This window comes from Enterobacter sp. MGH 24 (assembly GCF_000493015.1).
Classification (GTDB): Bacteria; Pseudomonadota; Gammaproteobacteria; order Enterobacterales; family Enterobacteriaceae; genus Enterobacter.
In genome coordinates, this window is the sequence record NZ_KI535657.1 from 2,545,951 (window position 1) to 2,563,324 (window position 17,374).

Consider the following 17,374-nt stretch of genomic DNA (forward strand, 5'->3'; position numbering starts at 1 on the left):
GGTTCATGCTAGCGCGTACGGGTACAAGGTTCAATCCTTCGGTTTAAACCGCAGCAGGCGGTTGGCGTTGCTCACCACGGTAATGGAGGAGAGCGCCATCGCCGCACCCGCGACCACCGGGTTAAGCAGCGTGCCGGTCAGCGGCCACAAAATACCGGCAGCGATCGGGATACCGAGCGAGTTATAGATAAATGCTCCCAGCAGGTTCTGCTTCATGTTGCGCAGCGTGGCTTTTGAAATGGCCAGCGCGTCGGCAACCCCCATCAGGCTATGGCGCATCAGCGTAATGGCGGCGGTTTCAATAGCCACGTCGCTCCCGCCGCCCATGGCAATCCCCACGTCCGCCTGGGCCAGCGCCGGGGCATCGTTGATGCCGTCGCCGACCATCGCCACCTGACGACCCTGACTTTGCAGCTTCTTGATGGCGTCCGCTTTACCGTCCGGCAGTACGCCCGCAATGACCTCATCAATTCCGGCTTCTTTCGCGATGGCGTTGGCGGTGGTCGGGTTATCCCCGGTCAGCATGACCAGGCGATAGCCCGCACGGTGCAGGCGCTGCAGGGCGTCCACGCTGTCCTGGCGAAGCGGATCGCGCACGGCCAGCAGCGCGGCGGCTTTGCCATCCACCGCCAGCAGAACCGGCGTGGCGCCCTGAGACGCCTGCGCTTTCAGCTCGCTTTCCAGCGCGGAGGTATCAATACCGTTTTCATTGAGCAATGCCTGGTTGCCCAGCAGCAGCGCGTGGCCTTCTGCTTCACCGCTGACGCCGAGCCCGCGCAGGGTGCGGAAATTGCTGACCTGCGGCAGGGCAGAGGCATTCGCTTTATCGAGAATGGCGCGCGCCAGCGGATGGCTTGAGCCTTGCTCCAGCGCGGCGGCGAGACGCAGCGCGTCCTCTTGCGCAATGCCTGCGGTCGTGACGGCCACCACCTGCGGTTTGCCTTCGGTCAGCGTGCCGGTTTTATCAAACACCAGCGTGTCGAGGGTGCTGGCCCGCTGCAGCGCGTCCGCGTCCCGCACCAGTACGCCAAATTCGGCCGCGCGGCCTACGCCGGAGATAATCGACATTGGGGTCGCCAGGCCAAGGGCGCAAGGACAGGCGATGATCAGCACCGTGGTGGCGATCACCAGGGTGTAAACAATCTGCGGTGCGGGGCCGAAGAAATACCAGATAGCCGCGCTCAGCAGGGCAATGCCGACCACTACAGGCACAAAAATGGCCGAGATTCTGTCGGCAAGCTGGCCAATTTCCGGCTTGCTGCTCTGCGCCTGGCGCACCATGCGGATAATACGCGACAGCGTCGTGTGGCTGCCGACGGCGCTGGCGGTAAACAGCACGCTTCCGTCCTGTACAACCGTGCCGGCATGAACGGCGTCGCCGTCTGATTTCTGCTGGGGGATAGGTTCGCCGGTCAGCATCGCTTCATCGAGCCAGGCTTCGCCCTGGGTTATTTTACCGTCAACGGGAACGCGATCGCCCGTGGTCAGACGCAGCGTCATGCCGGGCTGAACTTCCGCCAGCGGGACGCTTTTCTCCCCCTCGTCCGTGACCACGCGGGCCGTCGGCGGGGTTAAATCGAGCAATCTTTCCAGCGCTTTCGAGGAGCGCTGACGGGCGCGGGCTTCCAGCATATGGCCCAGGTTAATCAGGCCGATAATCATCGCGCTCGCTTCATAATAGAGATGCCGCGCTTCCATCGGGAACCACTGGGGCCAGACGTTCACGCTCATCGAATAGAGCCACGCCGCGCCGGTACCGAGCGCCACCAGCGTATCCATCGTCGCGGTGCGGTTTTTCAGGCTCTTCCAGGCGCTGGTATAGAAATGTCCGCCTGCAAACACCATCACCGCAAGGGTAATCAGGCCAATCACCAGCCACAGCGTACGGTTGTCGTCGGTGACCATCATGTTGTCGCCGATCATCCCCCACACCATCACCGGAATACCCACCAGCAGAGCGACAATCGCCTGCCAGCGGAAGCGTTTCATGGTGGCGATAGCCGTTTCCTGCTGGCGCTCGCGGCGCTCGGCATCATCTTCGATGGCCTCCGCCCCGTAGCCCGCTTTCTCAACGGCCTGCACTAAATCTGCAGCGGAGGCACTGCCCATCACCAGCGCAGTACGCTCCGCAAGGTTGACCCGTGCCTGCGCGACGCCCGGTACGGCCTGCAAGGCGTTTTGTACCCGGGAGACGCAGCTGGCGCAGCTCATGCCGTTGATCAGCAGCTGTTGGCTGTCATCAATATCATCAGCTGCCGGAAGCTCGGGGGTGGCCGCTGTCAGCGCTTCCGACGGGGATGATGACTCTGCCAGCGGTTTAGCCTTTGGGTGGCTTAGCTCCGCCCCGTAACCGGCCTGCTTGATGGTATCGATCAGCGCATCCGCGCTGGCGCTGCCGGTCACGACGGCACGATCGATAGTCACATCAGCGCTTTCAACATCAGGGCGCTGTTCCAGGCTTTCTTTAACGCGTTTGACACAGTGGCCGCAAGAGAGGCCGTCCAGCGTCAGGTCGATAGTGTGAGACATAACAAAACTCCCGTATAATGAACTGGTCAGTAGTTGACCGGAGTAACGCTTTTCGCTAACTGTTATGAAGGTTAAACCTTCCATCAAGGGGAAGGTCAAGGGGGAAATGTGAATATCAGTGACGTGGCAAAAAAAACCGGCTTAACCAGCAAGGCAATCCGCTTTTATGAAGAGAAGGGGCTGGTGACGCCACCGCTGCGCAGCGAAAACGGCTACCGCAGCTATACGAAACTGCATATTGATGAGCTGACGCTACTGCGTCAGGCAAGACAGGTCGGGTTTAATCTGGAAGAGTGCGGCGAGCTGGTTAACCTGTTTAACGATCCGAAGCGTCACAGCGCCGACGTGAAAAAACGCACGCTGGAAAAAGTGGCCGAGATCGAACGCCACATCATCGAGCTGCAGGCGATGCGCGAACAGCTGCTGCAGCTCGCGGAAACCTGTCCGGGGGATGACAGCGCCGACTGCCCGATTATCGACAATCTTGCCGGCTGCTGTCATCGTAAGGCTTCTGCTTAGCAGGCTTTCACCCGCAGGGTAATGCCTTCCACCGCAATGACCTCAACCCGCGTGCCGGCGCTGAGGTCGTCGTCGGCGACCACCGGCCACGAGCTGTCGCCCACGCGCATATGCCCGCGCCCGTTCACCAGCGCGGCGTCGAGCGTAAAACGCTTGCCGACAATCTGCTGTCCACGCTGGTTAAGGTGCGCGTCCAGCGGCTTCTGCTCGTTAACCCGCCGGTTTAGCCAGCGCCACCACAGCCACGCGGCCACCAGCGTGAGCGCGGCAAACAGTGCGCCCTGCCACGCCCAGTCCAGCGGAAGGATCCAGACCAGAAGGCCAGTAATGACAGCGGCAACACCGCTCCAGAGCAGGTAGCCGTTGCCGCCCAGCATCTCCGCCGCCAGCAGTAAGCCACCGAGGCTTAGCCAGAAGGCGTGAGGATGTGCAACGATCAGCTCAATCATTTTTTACGCTCGTTTCCGCTGTCTTTAATCAGTTCGGCAATACCGGCGATAGAGCCCATCAGGCTGCTGGCCTCCAGCGGCATCATCACCACCTTGCTGTTGTTCGCGGAGCCGATCTGTTTTAGCGCATCGGTATATTTTTGCGCGACAAAGTAGTTCACGGCCTGGATATCACCGGCGGCAATCGCCTCGGAGACCATCTGCGTCGCGCGGGCTTCCGCTTCTGCCGAACGCTCACGCGCTTCTGCCTGTAAGAATGCGGACTGACGATCGCCTTCCGCTTTCAGGATCTGCGACTGTTTTTCACCTTCCGCTTTGAGGATCTCCGCCTGACGCACCCCTTCGGCTTCCAGAATGTAGGCGCGTTTGGTTCGCTCGGCCTTCATCTGGGCGTTCATGGATGCGATCAGCTCCGCCGGCGGGCGTACGTCGCGGATCTCAATGCGGGTGACCTTGATCCCCCACGGGTTCGTTGCCTCATCGACAATGTGCAGCAGGCGGGTATTGATGCTGTCGCGCTGGGAAAGCATTTCGTCCAGCTCCATCGAGCCGAGCACGGTACGGATGTTGGTCATCGTCAGGTTGACGATCGCCAGCTCCAGGTTGCTGACCTCATAGGCCGCTTTCGGCGCATCAATCACCTGAATAAAGCAGACGGCGTCGATGGTGACGTTGGCGTTATCCTTGGAGATGATCTCCTGAGAAGGAATGTCCAGCACCTGTTCCATCATGTTGATCTTGCGACCGATTCTGTCCATGAACGGAACAATCAGGCTTAAGCCTGGCTGGAGCGTGTTGGTGTATCGACCGAAACGCTCGACGGTCCACTGATAACCCTGAGGGACAATTTTGACGCCTGCGCCCACAGTAACCAGCGCAACAAAAATAAGGACAGGAACAACGATAAGCATAAAAACCTCCTGTTTTGCATGCTGTGACGAGAGATGTGTGTGTTTATTGCTCGTAAGTATAGGTAAAGTCAGAGATGAAGCCATCACCCGCTTCGGCAATGGCTTTGGATAATCCCTGGTAGTACTTCTCCAGCCCCAGCGCTTCAATACGCTGGATCTGTTCGCGGATAGGGGCGCAGAACAGAACGGCGTTCCCCGCTTCTACGCGCTTGTTATTCGGTGGAAGGTCGCCCGCGATGGCTTTGAACCACGTTCTAATACCCTGCTTTAAATTATGCGGCGCTTTTGTCAGGTTATCCATTCCCGTCAGGACCTGCAGGGTGGGGAACTCATCGGCCAGCACGGCGGTTTTCATGCGCGCAAAGAACTGGCTGAACAATTCAAACGATCCCAGATCGATCACGCGCGGTTTGGTGGTTTTACCGTTCTTATTGCCGATTTTCCCTGCGGCTGACGCTGCGGCCGGAACCGCATTCACCTTTTCCAGCTCCAGCCCAAATAGCAAATTGCAGTGCGCGCGGCGCTCTTTCAGCGGATAGGACATCAGCACGTCAATGAATTGGGTAGCCTTTACATCCGCAAGATCGTGGTTAATAAGCCACTGGGTACGAGAAAATTCAGCCGGAGAGACGAACCAGTCGGGTACTTCATTGAAACGTTTGGATTTTCCTTTGCCGTCAAATTCCAGGAAGTGTGTCCCGTTGTCGAAGGCGAAATAGCAATTTTTGAAACTGCCGATCGTGGTGTTCACGATGAGCGCCTTCTTAACAAAATCCACCACCTCTGCACCAATGACAAAACGCGTGAGCTCTGACGATTTGATGACTTCCATTAATGTTTCGACATCAGGAACACCAGGCTTCAGGGAAGGAAACTCATAAAAGATATGTGCCATATCGCATACTTCCTGTAGTGATGGTGGTGACAAATAACAAACAAAAAGTTTAACACTTGCTTAAGCGTGAGGCTATTCGCTCTGTGCAGGCGAAAGGATTATGCTACAGACGTTTCTTACAATAAGCGGTTAACGGAAGCGTAATGAACGATAAAAAAAAGCTATTACAACTCAGGGATATCGGATTTCGTGTCGGTGAAAATATTATTCTTCAGCACGTCGGGTTTAGCCTGTCGCCGGGCGAGTTTAAACTCATCACAGGCCCCTCAGGCTGCGGTAAAAGCACGCTGCTGAAGATTGTGGCCTCACTCCTTAGCCCGACGGAGGGTACCATTCTGTTTGAAGGACAGGATATCGCGACCCTGTCCCCGGAAAGCTATCGCCAGCAGGTCTCCTACTGCGTGCAAACCCCCGCGCTTTTTGGCGATACGGTCTATGACAACCTGATTTTCCCGTGGCAAATCCGCAACAAAACGCCGGAGCCGGAAAAATTTATCAGCGATCTGGCCCACTTTGGCCTGGCGCAGGAGACGCTGAGCAAATCCATCACCGCGCTGTCGGGGGGAGAAAAGCAGCGCGTCTCGCTGATCCGTAATCTGCAGTTTTTACCGAAGGTGCTGTTGCTGGACGAAATTACCAGCGCGCTCGATGACGCCAACAAACGCAACGTTAACGAGATTATTCATCGCTACGCCCGGGAGCAGAACATTGCCGTGCTGTGGGTGACGCACGATGCTAACGAAATAACCCATGCGGATGACGTGATTACGCTTCAGCCGCACGGCGGAAAAATGCAGGAGGCAAACCGTGGGTGAGCATAACATTACCAATGAATCCCTGGCGTTTTCGATGGTGCTGGTATTGATTGCGATAGTGGTCAGCTACCGGGAAAAGCTGGGGCTGGAAAAAGATATCGTGTGGAGTATATGCCGCGCGGTGATTCAGCTCATCATCGTCGGCTATGTGCTGAAGTATATCTTCAACGTCAACCACGCGGTGCTGACGCTGCTGATGGTGCTCTTTATCTGCTTTAACGCGGCGTGGAATGCGAAAAAGCGCAGTAAATACATTGATAAGGCGTTTATCTCGTCGTTTATCGCCATTACCACCGGGACGGCGCTTACCCTGGCGGTGCTGGTGCTCTCCGGCTCGATAGCGTTTACGCCAATGCAGGTGATCCCGATTTCCGGGATGATCGCGGGGAACGCCATGGTGGCCGTTGGGCTGTGTTATAACAATCTCGGCCAGCGTTTCAGCAGTGAACAGCAGCAGCTCCAGGAGAAGTTAAGCCTTGGGGCAACGCCAAAAGTAGCCTCGGCGCGGCTGATTCGTGAGAGCATTCGCTCATCGCTGATCCCAACGGTCGATTCAGCCAAAACGGTAGGGCTAGTGAGCCTGCCGGGCATGATGTCGGGGCTGATTTTTGCCGGTATCGATCCGGTAAAAGCGATTAAGTATCAGATCATGGTGACGTTTATGCTGCTTTCCACGGCAAGCCTGTCAACCATCATTGCCTGCTACCTGACCTATCGGAAGTTCTACAATTCACGGCATCAGCTTGTGGTGACGCAGTTGAAAAACGTGCGCTGATTGTGCCGGGCGGCACTGCGTTTGCCCGGCCTACGATTCGTGCTTTTGTAGGCCCGGTAAGGCGAAGCCGCCACCGGGCAAAGTCCATCAATATAACAACGCATACAGCTGACGACGATACTTCGACGCCAGCGCGTCACCGGTGCCCAGCGCGGCCAGGATCTCCTGGAACATCTTACGCGCCTGACCGTCTGCGGCTGTCAAATCTTTTTGCAGATGGCTGAACAGCAGCTCCAGCGCCTCTTCGTTGCGGCCCACCTGGTGCAGCTGCAGCGCCAGCTGGCTTGCCAGCGCGGCGTCGGCCGGGTTGTCGGCGACCTGCTGCTGCAGCTGCTGAATTTCCGGGGTGTCCGCGGCCTGTTTCAGCAGCTCAATTTGTGCGACCAGCCCCTGATAGCGGGTGTCCTGATCCTGCATCGGGATAGTCTTCAGCACGGCTTCCGCATCTTCTGAACGGTGCAGGGCGATCTGCGTTTCCGCCAGCAGCAGGCCAATCTGGCTATTCTGATTCGACAGCTGCCACGCTTCTTTGAGCAGCGGCAGCGCCTCGTCGTATTTGCCTTCCTGCATCAGCGCCATGCCTTCCTGCGCTTTCAGCTCCTCTTCGCGCGGCAGCACTTTATCCAGCAGGGCGCGGATAGCCTCTTCCGGCTGCGGCCCCTGGAAGCCGTCAACGGGCTGGCCGTTCTGGAACAGATAGACGGTTGGAATGGCGCGCAGGCCAAACTGGGACGCCACCATCGGCTCGGCGTCGCAGTCCAGCTTAGCGAGAATGAACTGACCGTTGTACTGGGCGGCAAGGCTTTCCAGCACCGGCGTCAGCTGCAGGCAGTGTTGGCTGCGTTCAGACCAAAAGTAGAACAGGACCGGTTTGGTCATCGACTGTTCAAGGGTCTGTTGCAGGTTAGCTTCTGTAATATTGACGATATTCTGTACGGACATGCGGCTTTCTCTTTTGTCGGTTTGTTCTTTACATGGGGATGCGCGACGTCGCTTCAACTCAGCCGTGTAAAATTTTGTCCATCATCCGGCCAGGCAGCAGGCGTTTTAACCAGCCGACGGCATGGGTGACCAGCGTCACCGGATAGCGCATTTTGGGATGTTCGCTCTCAAAAGCATGGCGCACTTTGGCCACCACCGCCTCTGGCCCGAGGGTAAAACGTGCGGCAATGCCGGGGTTCTCGACCGGTTTATCCGCCTGGGTCTGGTTCACGTTTTCGGTAAAGCGGGTGCGGATCGGGCCGGGTTCAATCAGGCTGACCTTAATGCCGCTGTGGCGTAGCTCCATGCGCAGGGCGTCGGACCAGGCCTCCAGCGCATATTTACTGGCGGCGTAGGCGCCGCGGCCCGGGGTGGAGATCAGCCCCATCACTGACGATGTCATCACGATGCGCCCTTCACCGTGCGGCAGCATCGCGGGGAGCAGACGCATGGTGAGCTGATGCACGCCGAAGAAATTGGTCGAAAACTGTTTCTCCAGCGTTTCGCGGGAGAGCGTATCCAGCGGGCCATACACGCCGTAGCCGGCATTGTTAAAGAGCCCGTACAGACGATTGTCGGTCAGCGCGATCACTTCATCGGCGGCGCGTTCAACGCTCTCCGGCGAGTCCATATCCAGCAGCACGCCGGTAAAGCCCAGCCCGTTCATGCGTTCGACATCGTCGGGTTTGCGACAGGCCGCCAGGACCCGAAACCCCTGGCGCTTCAGTTCGAGCGCGCTTTCCAGGCCGATTCCACTGGAACATCCTGTAATTAAGACCGATTTTTGCATAACTTTACCTGTCAGGATCTCCGCTTAATCAGGAGTCATGGTTAACTAAAGGAGCCAGCCGCGTTGCCATCCAGTCGGCAATAAACGGCTGAGCATCGCGATTGGGGTGGATCCCGTCGTCTTGCATCCACTGGGGTTTGAGATAGACCTCTTCCATGAAAAATGGCAGCAGCGGAATATCAAACTCTTTGGCAAGCTTAGGGTAGATCGCGCTAAAGGCCTCATTATACCGACGACCGTAGTTGGCGGGCAGGCGAATTTGCATCAGCAGCGGCTGGGCGTTTGCCGCCTTAATGTCCTGCAAAATGGTGCGCAGCGTTTGCTCGGTTTGCTGAGGCTGGAAACCGCGCAGTCCATCGTTACCGCCAAGCTCCACCAGCACCCAGCGCGGCTGATGCTGTTTGAGCAGCGCAGGCAGGCGCGACAGGCCCTGCTGCGAGGTATCGCCGCTGATGCTGGCGTTGATTACAGCGGTCTTGCTCTGCCATTTGTCATTGAGCAGGGCGGGCCAGGCCGCGCTGGCCGCCATGCGATAGCCCGCGCTCAGGCTGTCGCCGAGAACCAGTAACGTGTCCGCTGCCGCCGCGCGGAAGGTCATCAGAATCAAAAACAGGAAGGGCAAATGCCAGCGGAAAACAGTGTTGAAGTTCATCATCTTAAGAAGTCCGTCGGTCAGGGGGAACACGAGCTTTCCATCCTTACTGGAGTTGAACTCGTTGTCAAACGCGCTGAAACCATCGCGCTGATTGGCGAATCCGGTTCCGGTAAGTCCACGCTGCTGGCGATTCTGGCCGGTCTGGACGACGGCAGCAGCGGCGAGGTCCACCTTGTCGGGCAACCGCTGCATCAGCTGGATGAAGAGGCCCGGGCCGCGCTGCGCGCGCGTCACGTTGGTTTTGTCTTCCAGTCCTTCATGCTGATCCCGACCCTGAACGCGCTGGAAAACGTCGAACTCCCGGCGCTGCTGCGCGGTGAAAACAGCCGTGAAAGCCGCACGCATGCGAAGGCCCTGCTGGAACAGCTCGGTCTGGGTAAACGTCTCGACCACCTTCCCGCACAGCTTTCCGGCGGTGAGCAGCAGCGCGTGGCGCTGGCGCGGGCGTTCAACGGCCGTCCCGAAGTCCTGTTTGCCGATGAGCCCACCGGTAACCTTGACCGTAAAACCGGAGACCGGATTGCCGACCTGCTGTTTTCGCTCAACCGCGAGCACGGCACCACGCTGATCCTCGTGACTCACGATCCTCAGCTCGCCGCACGCTGCGACCGTCGCCTGCGGCTGGTCAACGGTATTCTTCAGGAGGAGGCATGATTACCCGCTGGTTCTGGCGCGAGTGGCGTTCCCCCTCGCTGCTGATAGTCTGGCTGGCGCTAAGCCTGGCGGTGGCCTGCGTGCTGGCGCTCGGCAGCGTCAGCGACCGCATGGAAAAAGGGCTCAGCCAGCAGAGCCGGGAGTTTATGGCGGGGGACAGGACGCTGCAAAGCTCCCGTCCGGTGCCGTCGGGCTGGATTGACGAAGCGCGCAAAGAGGGGCTGAAGGTGGGGGAGCAGGTAAGCTTCCAGACCATGACCTTTGCGGGCGACACGCCGCAGCTCGCCAGCGTGAAGGCCGTGGATGACATCTACCCGATGTACGGTGACTTACAAACCAGCCCGCCGGGGTTAAAGCCGACGCCTGGTACGGTGCTGCTGGCATCACGTCTGATGGCGCTTCTGAACCTGAAGCCCGGCGACAGTATCGACGTCGGTGACGCCACGCTGAAAATCGCCGGGGAAGTGGTGCAGGAGCCTGACTCCGGCTTTAACCCCTTCCAGCTCGCGCCGCGCCTGCTGATGAACACCGCGGATGTTGCGGCAACCCATGCCGTTCAGCCGGGAAGCCGCGTCACCTGGCGCTACAAGTTTGGCGGCACGCCTGCCCAGCTTGACGCGTATGAAAAATGGCTTCTGCCGCAGTTAAAACCAGAGCACCGCTGGTACGGGCTGGAGCAGGACGAGGGGGCGCTCGGTAAATCTCTCGAACGTTCCCAGCAGTTCCTTCTGCTGTCGGCGCTGTTAACCCTGCTGCTGGCGGTGGCGGCGGTGGCCGTGGCGATGGGGCACTACTGCCGCAGCCGCTACGACCTGGTGGCGATCCTCAAAACCCTGGGGGCGGGAAGGGCGCAGCTGCGCAAGATGATTGTCGGCCAGTGGCTGATGGTGCTGGTCCTCTCGGCGCTGACCGGCGGAATAATCGGGCTGCTGTTTGAAAAACTGCTGATGGTGATGCTCAAACCGGTGCTCCCGGCCGCATTGCCGCCCGCCAGCCTCTGGCCGTGGCTATGGGCTATCGGCGCGATGACGGTGATTTCGCTGCTGGTAGGGCTACGCCCGTACCGCCTGCTGCTCGCGACGCAGCCGCTGCGCGTTCTGCGCAACGATGTGGTGGCGAACGTCTGGCCGCTGAAGTTCTACCTTCCGGTGATTACTGCGGTGGCGGTGGGGCTTCTGGCGTGGCTGATGGGGGGCAGTACGCTCCTCTGGGCGGTACTGGCCGGGGCGGTGGTGCTGGCGCTGCTGTGCGGCGTGCTGGGCTGGATACTGCTCAACGTCCTGAAGAGGCTGACGGTAAAATCCCTGCCCGTGCGCCTGGCGGTCAACCGCCTGCTGCATCAGCCGTGGTCAACGCTCAGCCAGCTGTCGGCCTTTTCGCTGTCGTTTATGCTGCTGGCGCTGCTGTTAGTGCTGCGCGGCGATCTGCTCGATCGCTGGCAGCAGCAGCTTCCGCCGGAAAGCCCGAACTATTTCCTGATCAACATTGCCCCTGAGCAGGTGACGCCGCTGAAGGGCTTCCTGTCGGAGCATCACATTATTCCTGAGTCGTTCTATCCCATCGTTCGGGCGCGTCTGACGCAGATCAACGGTCAGCCAACGGAAGGGAACAAGGACGAGTCGCTGAACCGCGAGCTGAACCTGACCTGGCAGGAGAAACGCCCTGACCACAACCCGGTAACCGCTGGCACCTGGCCGCCAAAAGCGGGGGAAGTGTCGATGGAAGAGGGGCTGGCGACGCGGCTGAACGTGAAGCTGGGTGACAGCGTGACCTTTACCGGCGATACCCAGGATTTTACCGCGAAAGTCACCAGCCTGCGTAAAGTGGACTGGGAAAGCCTGCGGCCAAACTTCTTCTTTATCTTCCCGCCGGGCGCGCTGGACGGGCAGCCGCAGAGCTGGCTGACCAGCTTCCGCTGGGAAAACGGCAACGGCATGCTGACCCAGCTTAACCGGGAGTTTCCAACGGTCAGCCTGCTGGATATCGGGGCGATCCTGAAGCAGGTGGGGCAGGTGCTGGAGCAGGTGAGCCGCGCGCTGGAGGTCATGGTGGTGCTGGTGACGATCTGCGGCGTGCTGTTGCTGCTGGCCCAGGTGCAGGTGGGCATGCGCCAGCGCCATCAGGAGCTGGTGGTCTACCGCACGCTGGGGGCCGGAAAGCGGCTGCTGCGGATGACGCTCTGGAGCGAGTTTGCGCTGCTGGGGCTGGTGGCCGGTCTGGTGGCGGCCATTGGCGCAGAGACGGCGCTGGCGGTGCTGCAGACAAAAGTCTTTGACTTCCCGTGGGAGCCTGACTGGCGGCTGTGGTTGATCCTGCCTCTCTGTGGCGCGGTGCTGCTTTCTCTCTGCGGAGGCTGGCTCGGCACGCGGCTGTTAAAGGGGAAAGCCCTGTTCCGTCAGTTTGTGAGTTGATTTAGAGCAGTGATAGTTGCGCGCCGGTTTTTAATGCCGGCGCGCAGTGTTTAAATAGCACAAAGTGATAATACCCACTCATTTAGTAGCACAAAACATTAAAAACCCGACCACACAGCCCGATTATTTCCAGTTAATATTCACCCGCTAAATATTTAGCAGCGTGTCTATTAAGGAAAAATAATGACTATAAAAAAATCAGCGCTGGCGGCAACGATCGGCGCGGCAGTGGCATTGACTACCTTCGCTTCTCAGGCGGAAATCACCGTTCTTAAGCAGGATCCTCAGGCGGGTAACCCGCTGAGCCGCCTGAACTTCACCGTTGGCGGCAGTATCCGTCCTCAGTTCCAGAACATGACCGGCGACGACGGTAAAAACAGCTACAAGCGCAACGGCTTTGACGGCGGCACCCGTTTCCGTTTCGCGGCTGATTACTACCTGTTTGATGACATCAGCTGGATCAGCTACTACGAGCTGGGTGTGAATATTCCTGCGCAGTTCAACTGGGATCACCACTACGCCGACGGCGCACACGATACCACGCGTCGTATGCTCTACACCGGTCTGAAGAGCGACACCTGGGGTACGCTGACCTTCGGTCAACAGAACAGCGTTTATTATGATGTGGTGGGTGCGAAAACCGATATCTGGGATTACGACATGATCGGTCAGGCTCCGGGTAACGGTATCAACGGCGATTACGACGGTTCTTACCGTTCACGCCAGATGCTGAAATATAAGAAAACCGTGGGCGATGCTGACATCTACGCATCTTACCTGTTTGAAGACAGCGAATACCTGCCGGGCAACGGCCTGCGTTACAAGCGTAAAGGCGGCGGTTCACTGGGTCTGGATTACCACCTGACCACCGATCTGACCTGGGGCGCCGCGTGGAACTACACCCGTGCGGACATGCGTAACCCGGACAACGGCGACAGCAAAACGTATGACCAGAACATCCTCGGTACCGCGCTGAGCTGGACGCCGGACAACTGGACCTTCTCCGCAGGCGGTGGCTGGTACCAGAACTTCCTGACCACCAAAAAAGTGTCGGTTAACGACTACTTCGCCGGTGATGCATGGGGTATTGAATACTTTGCGGGCTACAAGTTCCCAATCGGTCAGTACGCGGTTAAATCCATCCAGCCATACTTCATGGGCGACCGCATTCAGTACGTGAACGGCCGTAACTACCAGCGCATCGACAACGGTGTGGGTATCAGCTTCCAGCTGGATTACGGTTTCCGCGTGGATTACGAACACGTGTTCACCTCCAGCACCGACAACCTGGGCGACATGAACCTGGTGCGTCTGCGTTACGATTTCTAAGTGGTTTGTTCCCCGGTGGCGCTGCGCTTACCGGGGCTACAAAAGCACACGTAGGCCGGGTAAGGCGTAGCCGCCACCCGGCTTTCTTTTAGCGATTAAGCCAGTCAGCAACCTCGCCGTACGTCCCGCGATACACAATCTTCTCCGCTTTCTTCTCCAGCTGATAGCCGTACATCGGGTCGTAATAGTCCTTCAGCAGCGGCGCAAGCCAGCTAAAGTGCGCGTCCGTGCTGCCAGAGCGTTGCTGTTCCAACAGCGCGGAATCTAACAGTGCGGTGAATTCTGCATACCGCTGCAGCCCCAGACGGCGGCGAATGGCGAACAGGCCGTGATGCAGATACTCGCTGTACGCCTTCCAGCCCGCTTCCTCACCGTAGGCAGCAGAAAAATCCGCCCACATGTGGTCGAAATACTCTTCGCGCAGGCGTTCAAGACGAATTTCAAACGGGTCTTCGACGACAACGATAGGGGCTTCAGCCATGCGGTCGCGCAGGCACTCCGGCAGGTGGTTGGAGCCAATCATCCGGCCCTCATCTTCCAGTACCCAGCGCCCGGCGTCTTTTTTCAGTAGCTCAACCGCAAGGTGGTTTTCAAAGCTGGCCTGGGAAAGCTGCGGCGTGAGCGTGCGGCCAAACGACGAACCGCGATGGTGCGCCAGCCCTTCCAGATCGATCCCCTGCGCGTGCTGCTTCACCAGCAGGGTTTTACCGTTGCCGGTGCAGCCACCGATAAGCACCATCGGCTTTTGCGACTGCTCGATGGTCACCTGAATCGCCGTCTGACGCAGGGCCTTATAGCCGCCGCGGATCAGCGGGTAGTCGATGCCCGCCTCTTTCAGCCAGGCCTGCGAGATATGCGAGCGCTGGCCGCCGCGCGCGCAGCAGAGAAAGCCGTCAGGATGGGCCAGGCTGGCTTCCCGCCAGGCGTTGATGCGTGCCTCACGCGTCTCGCCGCTCACCAGGCTATGGCCGAGCGCCAGCGCGGCGTCCGGACCCTGGCGTTTATAGCAGGTACCGACGGCGGCGCGCTCATCGTCGTTCATCAACGGCAGGTTAAGGGCGGCGGGCATCGCGCCCTGGGCAAATTCGATCGGCGCGCGAACGTCGATTAAAGGGGTATCAGACGCGAGGATCGCGCGATAGTCCGTTCCATCGTTCATGGTTATTCCAGAAGAAAACTCAGCAGCAATGGGCGGGGATTGTACGCCGGGGAAGGGGAAGGTCAACTCCCCGGCGCAGATGTCTTACTTGAGCTTTGACTGTGCCCAGACAATACCGCTCGCGTATTCCGGCGGCAGGAGAGGGATCATCGCTTCCAGCGTGGCGCTCAGGCGATCGGTATCACTGTCGTTCAGGTTCAGGTGACCGACCTTACGGCCCGCGCGAACCTCTTTGTCATACCAGTGCAGATGCACCAGCGGCAGCTTCAGCCAGTCGTAGTTCAGATCGGTGCCGATCAGGTTGATCATCACCGACGGGCTGTTCACCACCGGCTGCGGCAGCGGCAGGTCGGTGATGGCGCGCAGGTGCAGCTCGAACTGGCTGATGGACGCGCCGTTTTGCGTCCAGTGGCCGCTGTTGTGCACGCGCGGCGCTAGTTCGTTGATCAGCAGACCCGATGGCGTGACGAAACACTCCATCGCCATCACGCCGACATAGCCCAGCTCATGCATGATGGCTGAGAGCATCTCTTCCGCCTGCGCCTGCTGGTCAGCATTGGCGTGCGGGAAGGCGACGCTGGTGCGCAGAATACCGTCCTGATGCAGGTTATGCGTCAGCGGATAAAAGACGGTATGCCCGTCGTGCCCGCGTGCGCCAACCAGCGACACTTCACCGCTGAAGTTAATGCCCTGCTCAACGATGCACTCGCCGTAGCAGTCGTCCGGCAGCTCGGCGGTGTCGTGCGCGCGCAGACGCCACTGGCCGCGGCCATCGTAGCCGCCCACGCGGCGCTTCACGATCGCCAGCTCGCCCAGCATCGCGAAAACGTCATTCCACTCGTTTTTATCAGACAGGAGCTGCCACGGCGCGGTCGGCAGACCGAGCTTGTCGAACAGCTGCTTTTGCGTGAGACGGTCAGCAATGATCGGGAAGACGTCGCGGTTAACGAAGGCGTTATGACGCGCCAGCTCGCGCGTCAGAGCGGTTTCCGGCCAGCGTTCGATCTCGGCGGTGATCACGCTCTGGTGGAACGGTACGGCTTCCGGTTCAGCATCCAGCCCGACGGGCCAGACGGCAATACCCAGCGGCTCACCGGCCTGACGCAGCATGCGGCCTAGCTGGCCGTTACCGAGGACGCAAACCTGCTTCATGCCGCACCCCGCGGGTCCGGATTGTCCAGCACTTCGTCGGTCTGGGCTTTACGCCAGTCCGCCAGACGCTGATGCAATGCGTTATCGTGCGTCGCAAGAATTTGCGCCGCCAGCAGGGCGGCGTTCGCCGCGCCCGCTTTACCAATCGCCAGCGTGCCGACAGGAATACCGCGCGGCATCTGGACGATGGAGTAGAGGCTATCCACACCGCTTAACGCGGCGCTTTGGACCGGAACGCCCAGAACCGGCACCAGGGTTTTGGCGGCAATCATGCCCGGCAGATGTGCTGCGCCGCCCGCGCCGGCAATGATCACCTCATAACCGTTCTCTTCGGCGCTTTCGGCGAAGCTGAACAGTTTGTCCGGTGTACGGTGCGCGGAGACCACTTCAACGTGGTGCGGAACATTCAGGATTTCAAAGATTTCGGCGGCGAACTGCATGGTAGCCCAGTCGCTTTTGGACCCCATCACGATGGCGACACGCGCCGGATTATTGCGGGAAGACATGCGTCTTAAAACTCCTGTGGTGCGAAACACACTGCTTTCGAGGGCACAGAGAATAGCATGTTATGCGGGCAAGGAAAACGGTTGCGTGGCTGAGAAATAAGCGAAACGACGAGAATACGTTAAAACGGAAAAGCGATCAGCTCGACGCCTTCCGGCGTGACTTTGACCATCGACCCCTCAGTGTGCCACGCGCCCAATACCACGCGATGGGCGGGCTCACCGTTGGCCACCAGCGTATGGACATCGGGACGATGGGTATGACCGTGGATCAACCACTGGACGCCATGCTTCTCCATCACGCTCACCACGGCCTGCGGGTTCACGTCCATGATGGTCATGGATTTGCTGCTGTTGGCGGCTTTACTGCCCGCGCGCATTCTGGCGGCGATGCGGTTGCGGATAAACAGCGGCAGAGCAAGGAACGCTTTTTGGATCCACGGGGTGTGGACTTTGGCGCGAAACGCCAGGTAGCCGGTATCGTCGGTGCAGAGCGTGTCGCCGTGCACGATCAGGACCCTGCGGCCATAGAGGTCGAGCACCTGCTCTTCCGGCAGCAGCGTCATGCCGCTTTCGCGGGCGTAGCGCTTGCCGATCAGGAAATCACGGTTGCCGTGAATGAAGTAGCAGGGGACGCCGGAATCTACCAGCGCGTGAATGGCGAGTGCCATTTCACGGTGCAGCGGGTTAGGGTCGTCGTCGCCAATCCAGGCTTCGAACAGGTCGCCCAGGATGTACAGCGCATCGGCGCTTTTCGCTTCACCGCGTAAAAAACGCAGAAAACCGGCGGTAATCGCCGGTTCTTCTGTTTGCAGATGCAGATCCGCAATAAAGAGTGTCGCCACGA

Annotated in this window: 17 protein-coding genes; 6 read left to right on the plus strand and 11 right to left on the minus strand. The window is 59.1% G+C overall.

Annotated features, from left to right (window positions below):
- Positions 1–30 precede the first annotated feature (30 nt).
- Positions 31–2,529, minus strand: a complete 2,499-nt coding sequence (gene copA, locus L370_RS09935) for a copper-exporting P-type ATPase CopA (RefSeq protein WP_023334747.1) — start codon at positions 2,527–2,529, stop codon at positions 31–33.
- A gap of 108 nt (positions 2,530–2,637) precedes the next feature.
- Between copA and cueR the strand changes: the two genes are divergently transcribed.
- Positions 2,638–3,048 carry a Cu(I)-responsive transcriptional regulator gene (gene cueR, locus L370_RS09930; protein WP_023334748.1) on the plus strand — a complete coding sequence of 137 codons (411 nt, stop codon included), beginning with the start codon at positions 2,638–2,640 and terminating at the stop codon, positions 3,046–3,048.
- Here cueR and L370_RS09925 read toward each other — a convergent pair.
- The 3 genes from L370_RS09925 to L370_RS09915 are packed head-to-tail and all read right to left on the minus strand — an operon-like array spanning position 3,045 to position 5,303.
- A complete protein-coding gene (locus tag L370_RS09925) occupies positions 3,045–3,497 on the minus strand; it encodes an NfeD family protein (RefSeq protein ID WP_023334749.1) in 453 nt (150 codons plus the stop codon). The genes cueR and L370_RS09925 overlap by 4 nt on opposite strands.
- On the minus strand, positions 3,494–4,408 hold the full coding sequence (locus L370_RS09920; protein WP_023334750.1) for an SPFH domain-containing protein: 915 nt from the start codon (positions 4,406–4,408) through the stop codon (positions 3,494–3,496). Before L370_RS09920 ends, L370_RS09925 begins: the two co-directional genes overlap by 4 nt.
- 43 nt (positions 4,409–4,451) lie before the next feature.
- A complete protein-coding gene (locus L370_RS09915; protein WP_023334751.1) occupies positions 4,452–5,303 on the minus strand; it encodes a hypothetical protein in 852 nt (283 codons plus the stop codon).
- 143 nt (positions 5,304–5,446) lie between these two features.
- Here L370_RS09915 and fetA point away from each other — a divergent pair, with 143 nt between their 5' ends.
- A complete protein-coding gene (gene fetA, locus L370_RS09910; protein ID WP_023334752.1) occupies positions 5,447–6,118 on the plus strand; it encodes an iron efflux ABC transporter ATP-binding subunit FetA in 672 nt (223 codons plus the stop codon).
- A complete protein-coding gene (gene fetB, locus L370_RS09905; RefSeq protein WP_023334753.1) occupies positions 6,111–6,893 on the plus strand; it encodes an iron efflux ABC transporter permease subunit FetB in 783 nt (260 codons plus the stop codon). Before fetA ends, fetB begins: the two co-directional genes overlap by 8 nt.
- A gap of 87 nt (positions 6,894–6,980) precedes the next feature.
- Here fetB and L370_RS09900 read toward each other — a convergent pair whose 3' ends face one another.
- From L370_RS09900 to tesA, 3 genes are read right to left on the minus strand one after another with little or no spacing between them, the layout of a single operon-like run.
- Positions 6,981–7,835 (minus strand): co-chaperone YbbN, encoded by an 855-nt coding sequence (locus tag L370_RS09900; RefSeq protein WP_023334754.1) that lies wholly within the window; start codon positions 7,833–7,835, stop codon positions 6,981–6,983.
- Positions 7,836–7,893: 58 nt separating this feature from the next.
- Positions 7,894–8,664 (minus strand): SDR family oxidoreductase, encoded by a 771-nt coding sequence (locus tag L370_RS09895; RefSeq protein ID WP_014882827.1) that lies wholly within the window; start codon positions 8,662–8,664, stop codon positions 7,894–7,896.
- Between the two features lie 28 nt (positions 8,665–8,692).
- Entirely contained in the window at positions 8,693–9,316 is a 624-nt protein-coding gene (tesA, locus tag L370_RS0121960; RefSeq protein WP_032642013.1) for a multifunctional acyl-CoA thioesterase I/protease I/lysophospholipase L1, read from the minus strand.
- Here tesA and ybbA point away from each other — a divergent pair.
- From ybbA to L370_RS09885, 3 genes are all read left to right on the plus strand, one after another.
- A complete protein-coding gene (gene ybbA / locus L370_RS0121965; RefSeq protein ID WP_032642011.1) occupies positions 9,287–9,973 on the plus strand; it encodes a putative ABC transporter ATP-binding protein YbbA in 687 nt (228 codons plus the stop codon). The two genes, tesA and ybbA, sit on opposite strands and share 30 nt — an antisense overlap.
- Positions 9,970–12,384, plus strand: coding sequence for a putative ABC transporter permease subunit YbbP (gene ybbP / locus L370_RS09890; protein ID WP_023334756.1), 2,415 nt, complete (start codon positions 9,970–9,972; stop codon positions 12,382–12,384). The genes ybbA and ybbP overlap by 4 nt, the downstream gene beginning before the upstream one ends.
- A gap of 183 nt (positions 12,385–12,567) precedes the next feature.
- Positions 12,568–13,713, plus strand: coding sequence for a porin (locus tag L370_RS09885; protein WP_023334757.1), 1,146 nt, complete (start codon positions 12,568–12,570; stop codon positions 13,711–13,713).
- A gap of 88 nt (positions 13,714–13,801) precedes the next feature.
- Here L370_RS09885 and mnmH read toward each other — a convergent pair whose 3' ends face one another.
- From mnmH to lpxH, 4 genes are all read right to left on the minus strand, one after another.
- Positions 13,802–14,872, minus strand: coding sequence for a tRNA 2-selenouridine(34) synthase MnmH (gene mnmH, locus L370_RS09880; protein WP_023334758.1), 1,071 nt, complete (start codon positions 14,870–14,872; stop codon positions 13,802–13,804).
- An 84-nt stretch (positions 14,873–14,956) separates the two neighbouring features.
- Positions 14,957–16,024: a 5-(carboxyamino)imidazole ribonucleotide synthase gene (gene purK, locus L370_RS09875; RefSeq protein WP_023334759.1), complete on the minus strand. Its 1,068-nt coding sequence runs from the start codon at positions 16,022–16,024 to the stop codon at positions 14,957–14,959.
- Entirely contained in the window at positions 16,021–16,530 is a 510-nt protein-coding gene (gene purE / locus L370_RS09870) for a 5-(carboxyamino)imidazole ribonucleotide mutase (RefSeq protein ID WP_023334760.1), read from the minus strand. Before purE ends, purK begins: the two co-directional genes overlap by 4 nt.
- Before the next feature lie 119 nt (positions 16,531–16,649).
- Entirely contained in the window at positions 16,650–17,372 is a 723-nt protein-coding gene (gene lpxH / locus L370_RS09865) for a UDP-2,3-diacylglucosamine diphosphatase (protein WP_023334761.1), read from the minus strand.
- Positions 17,373–17,374 lie beyond the last annotated feature (2 nt).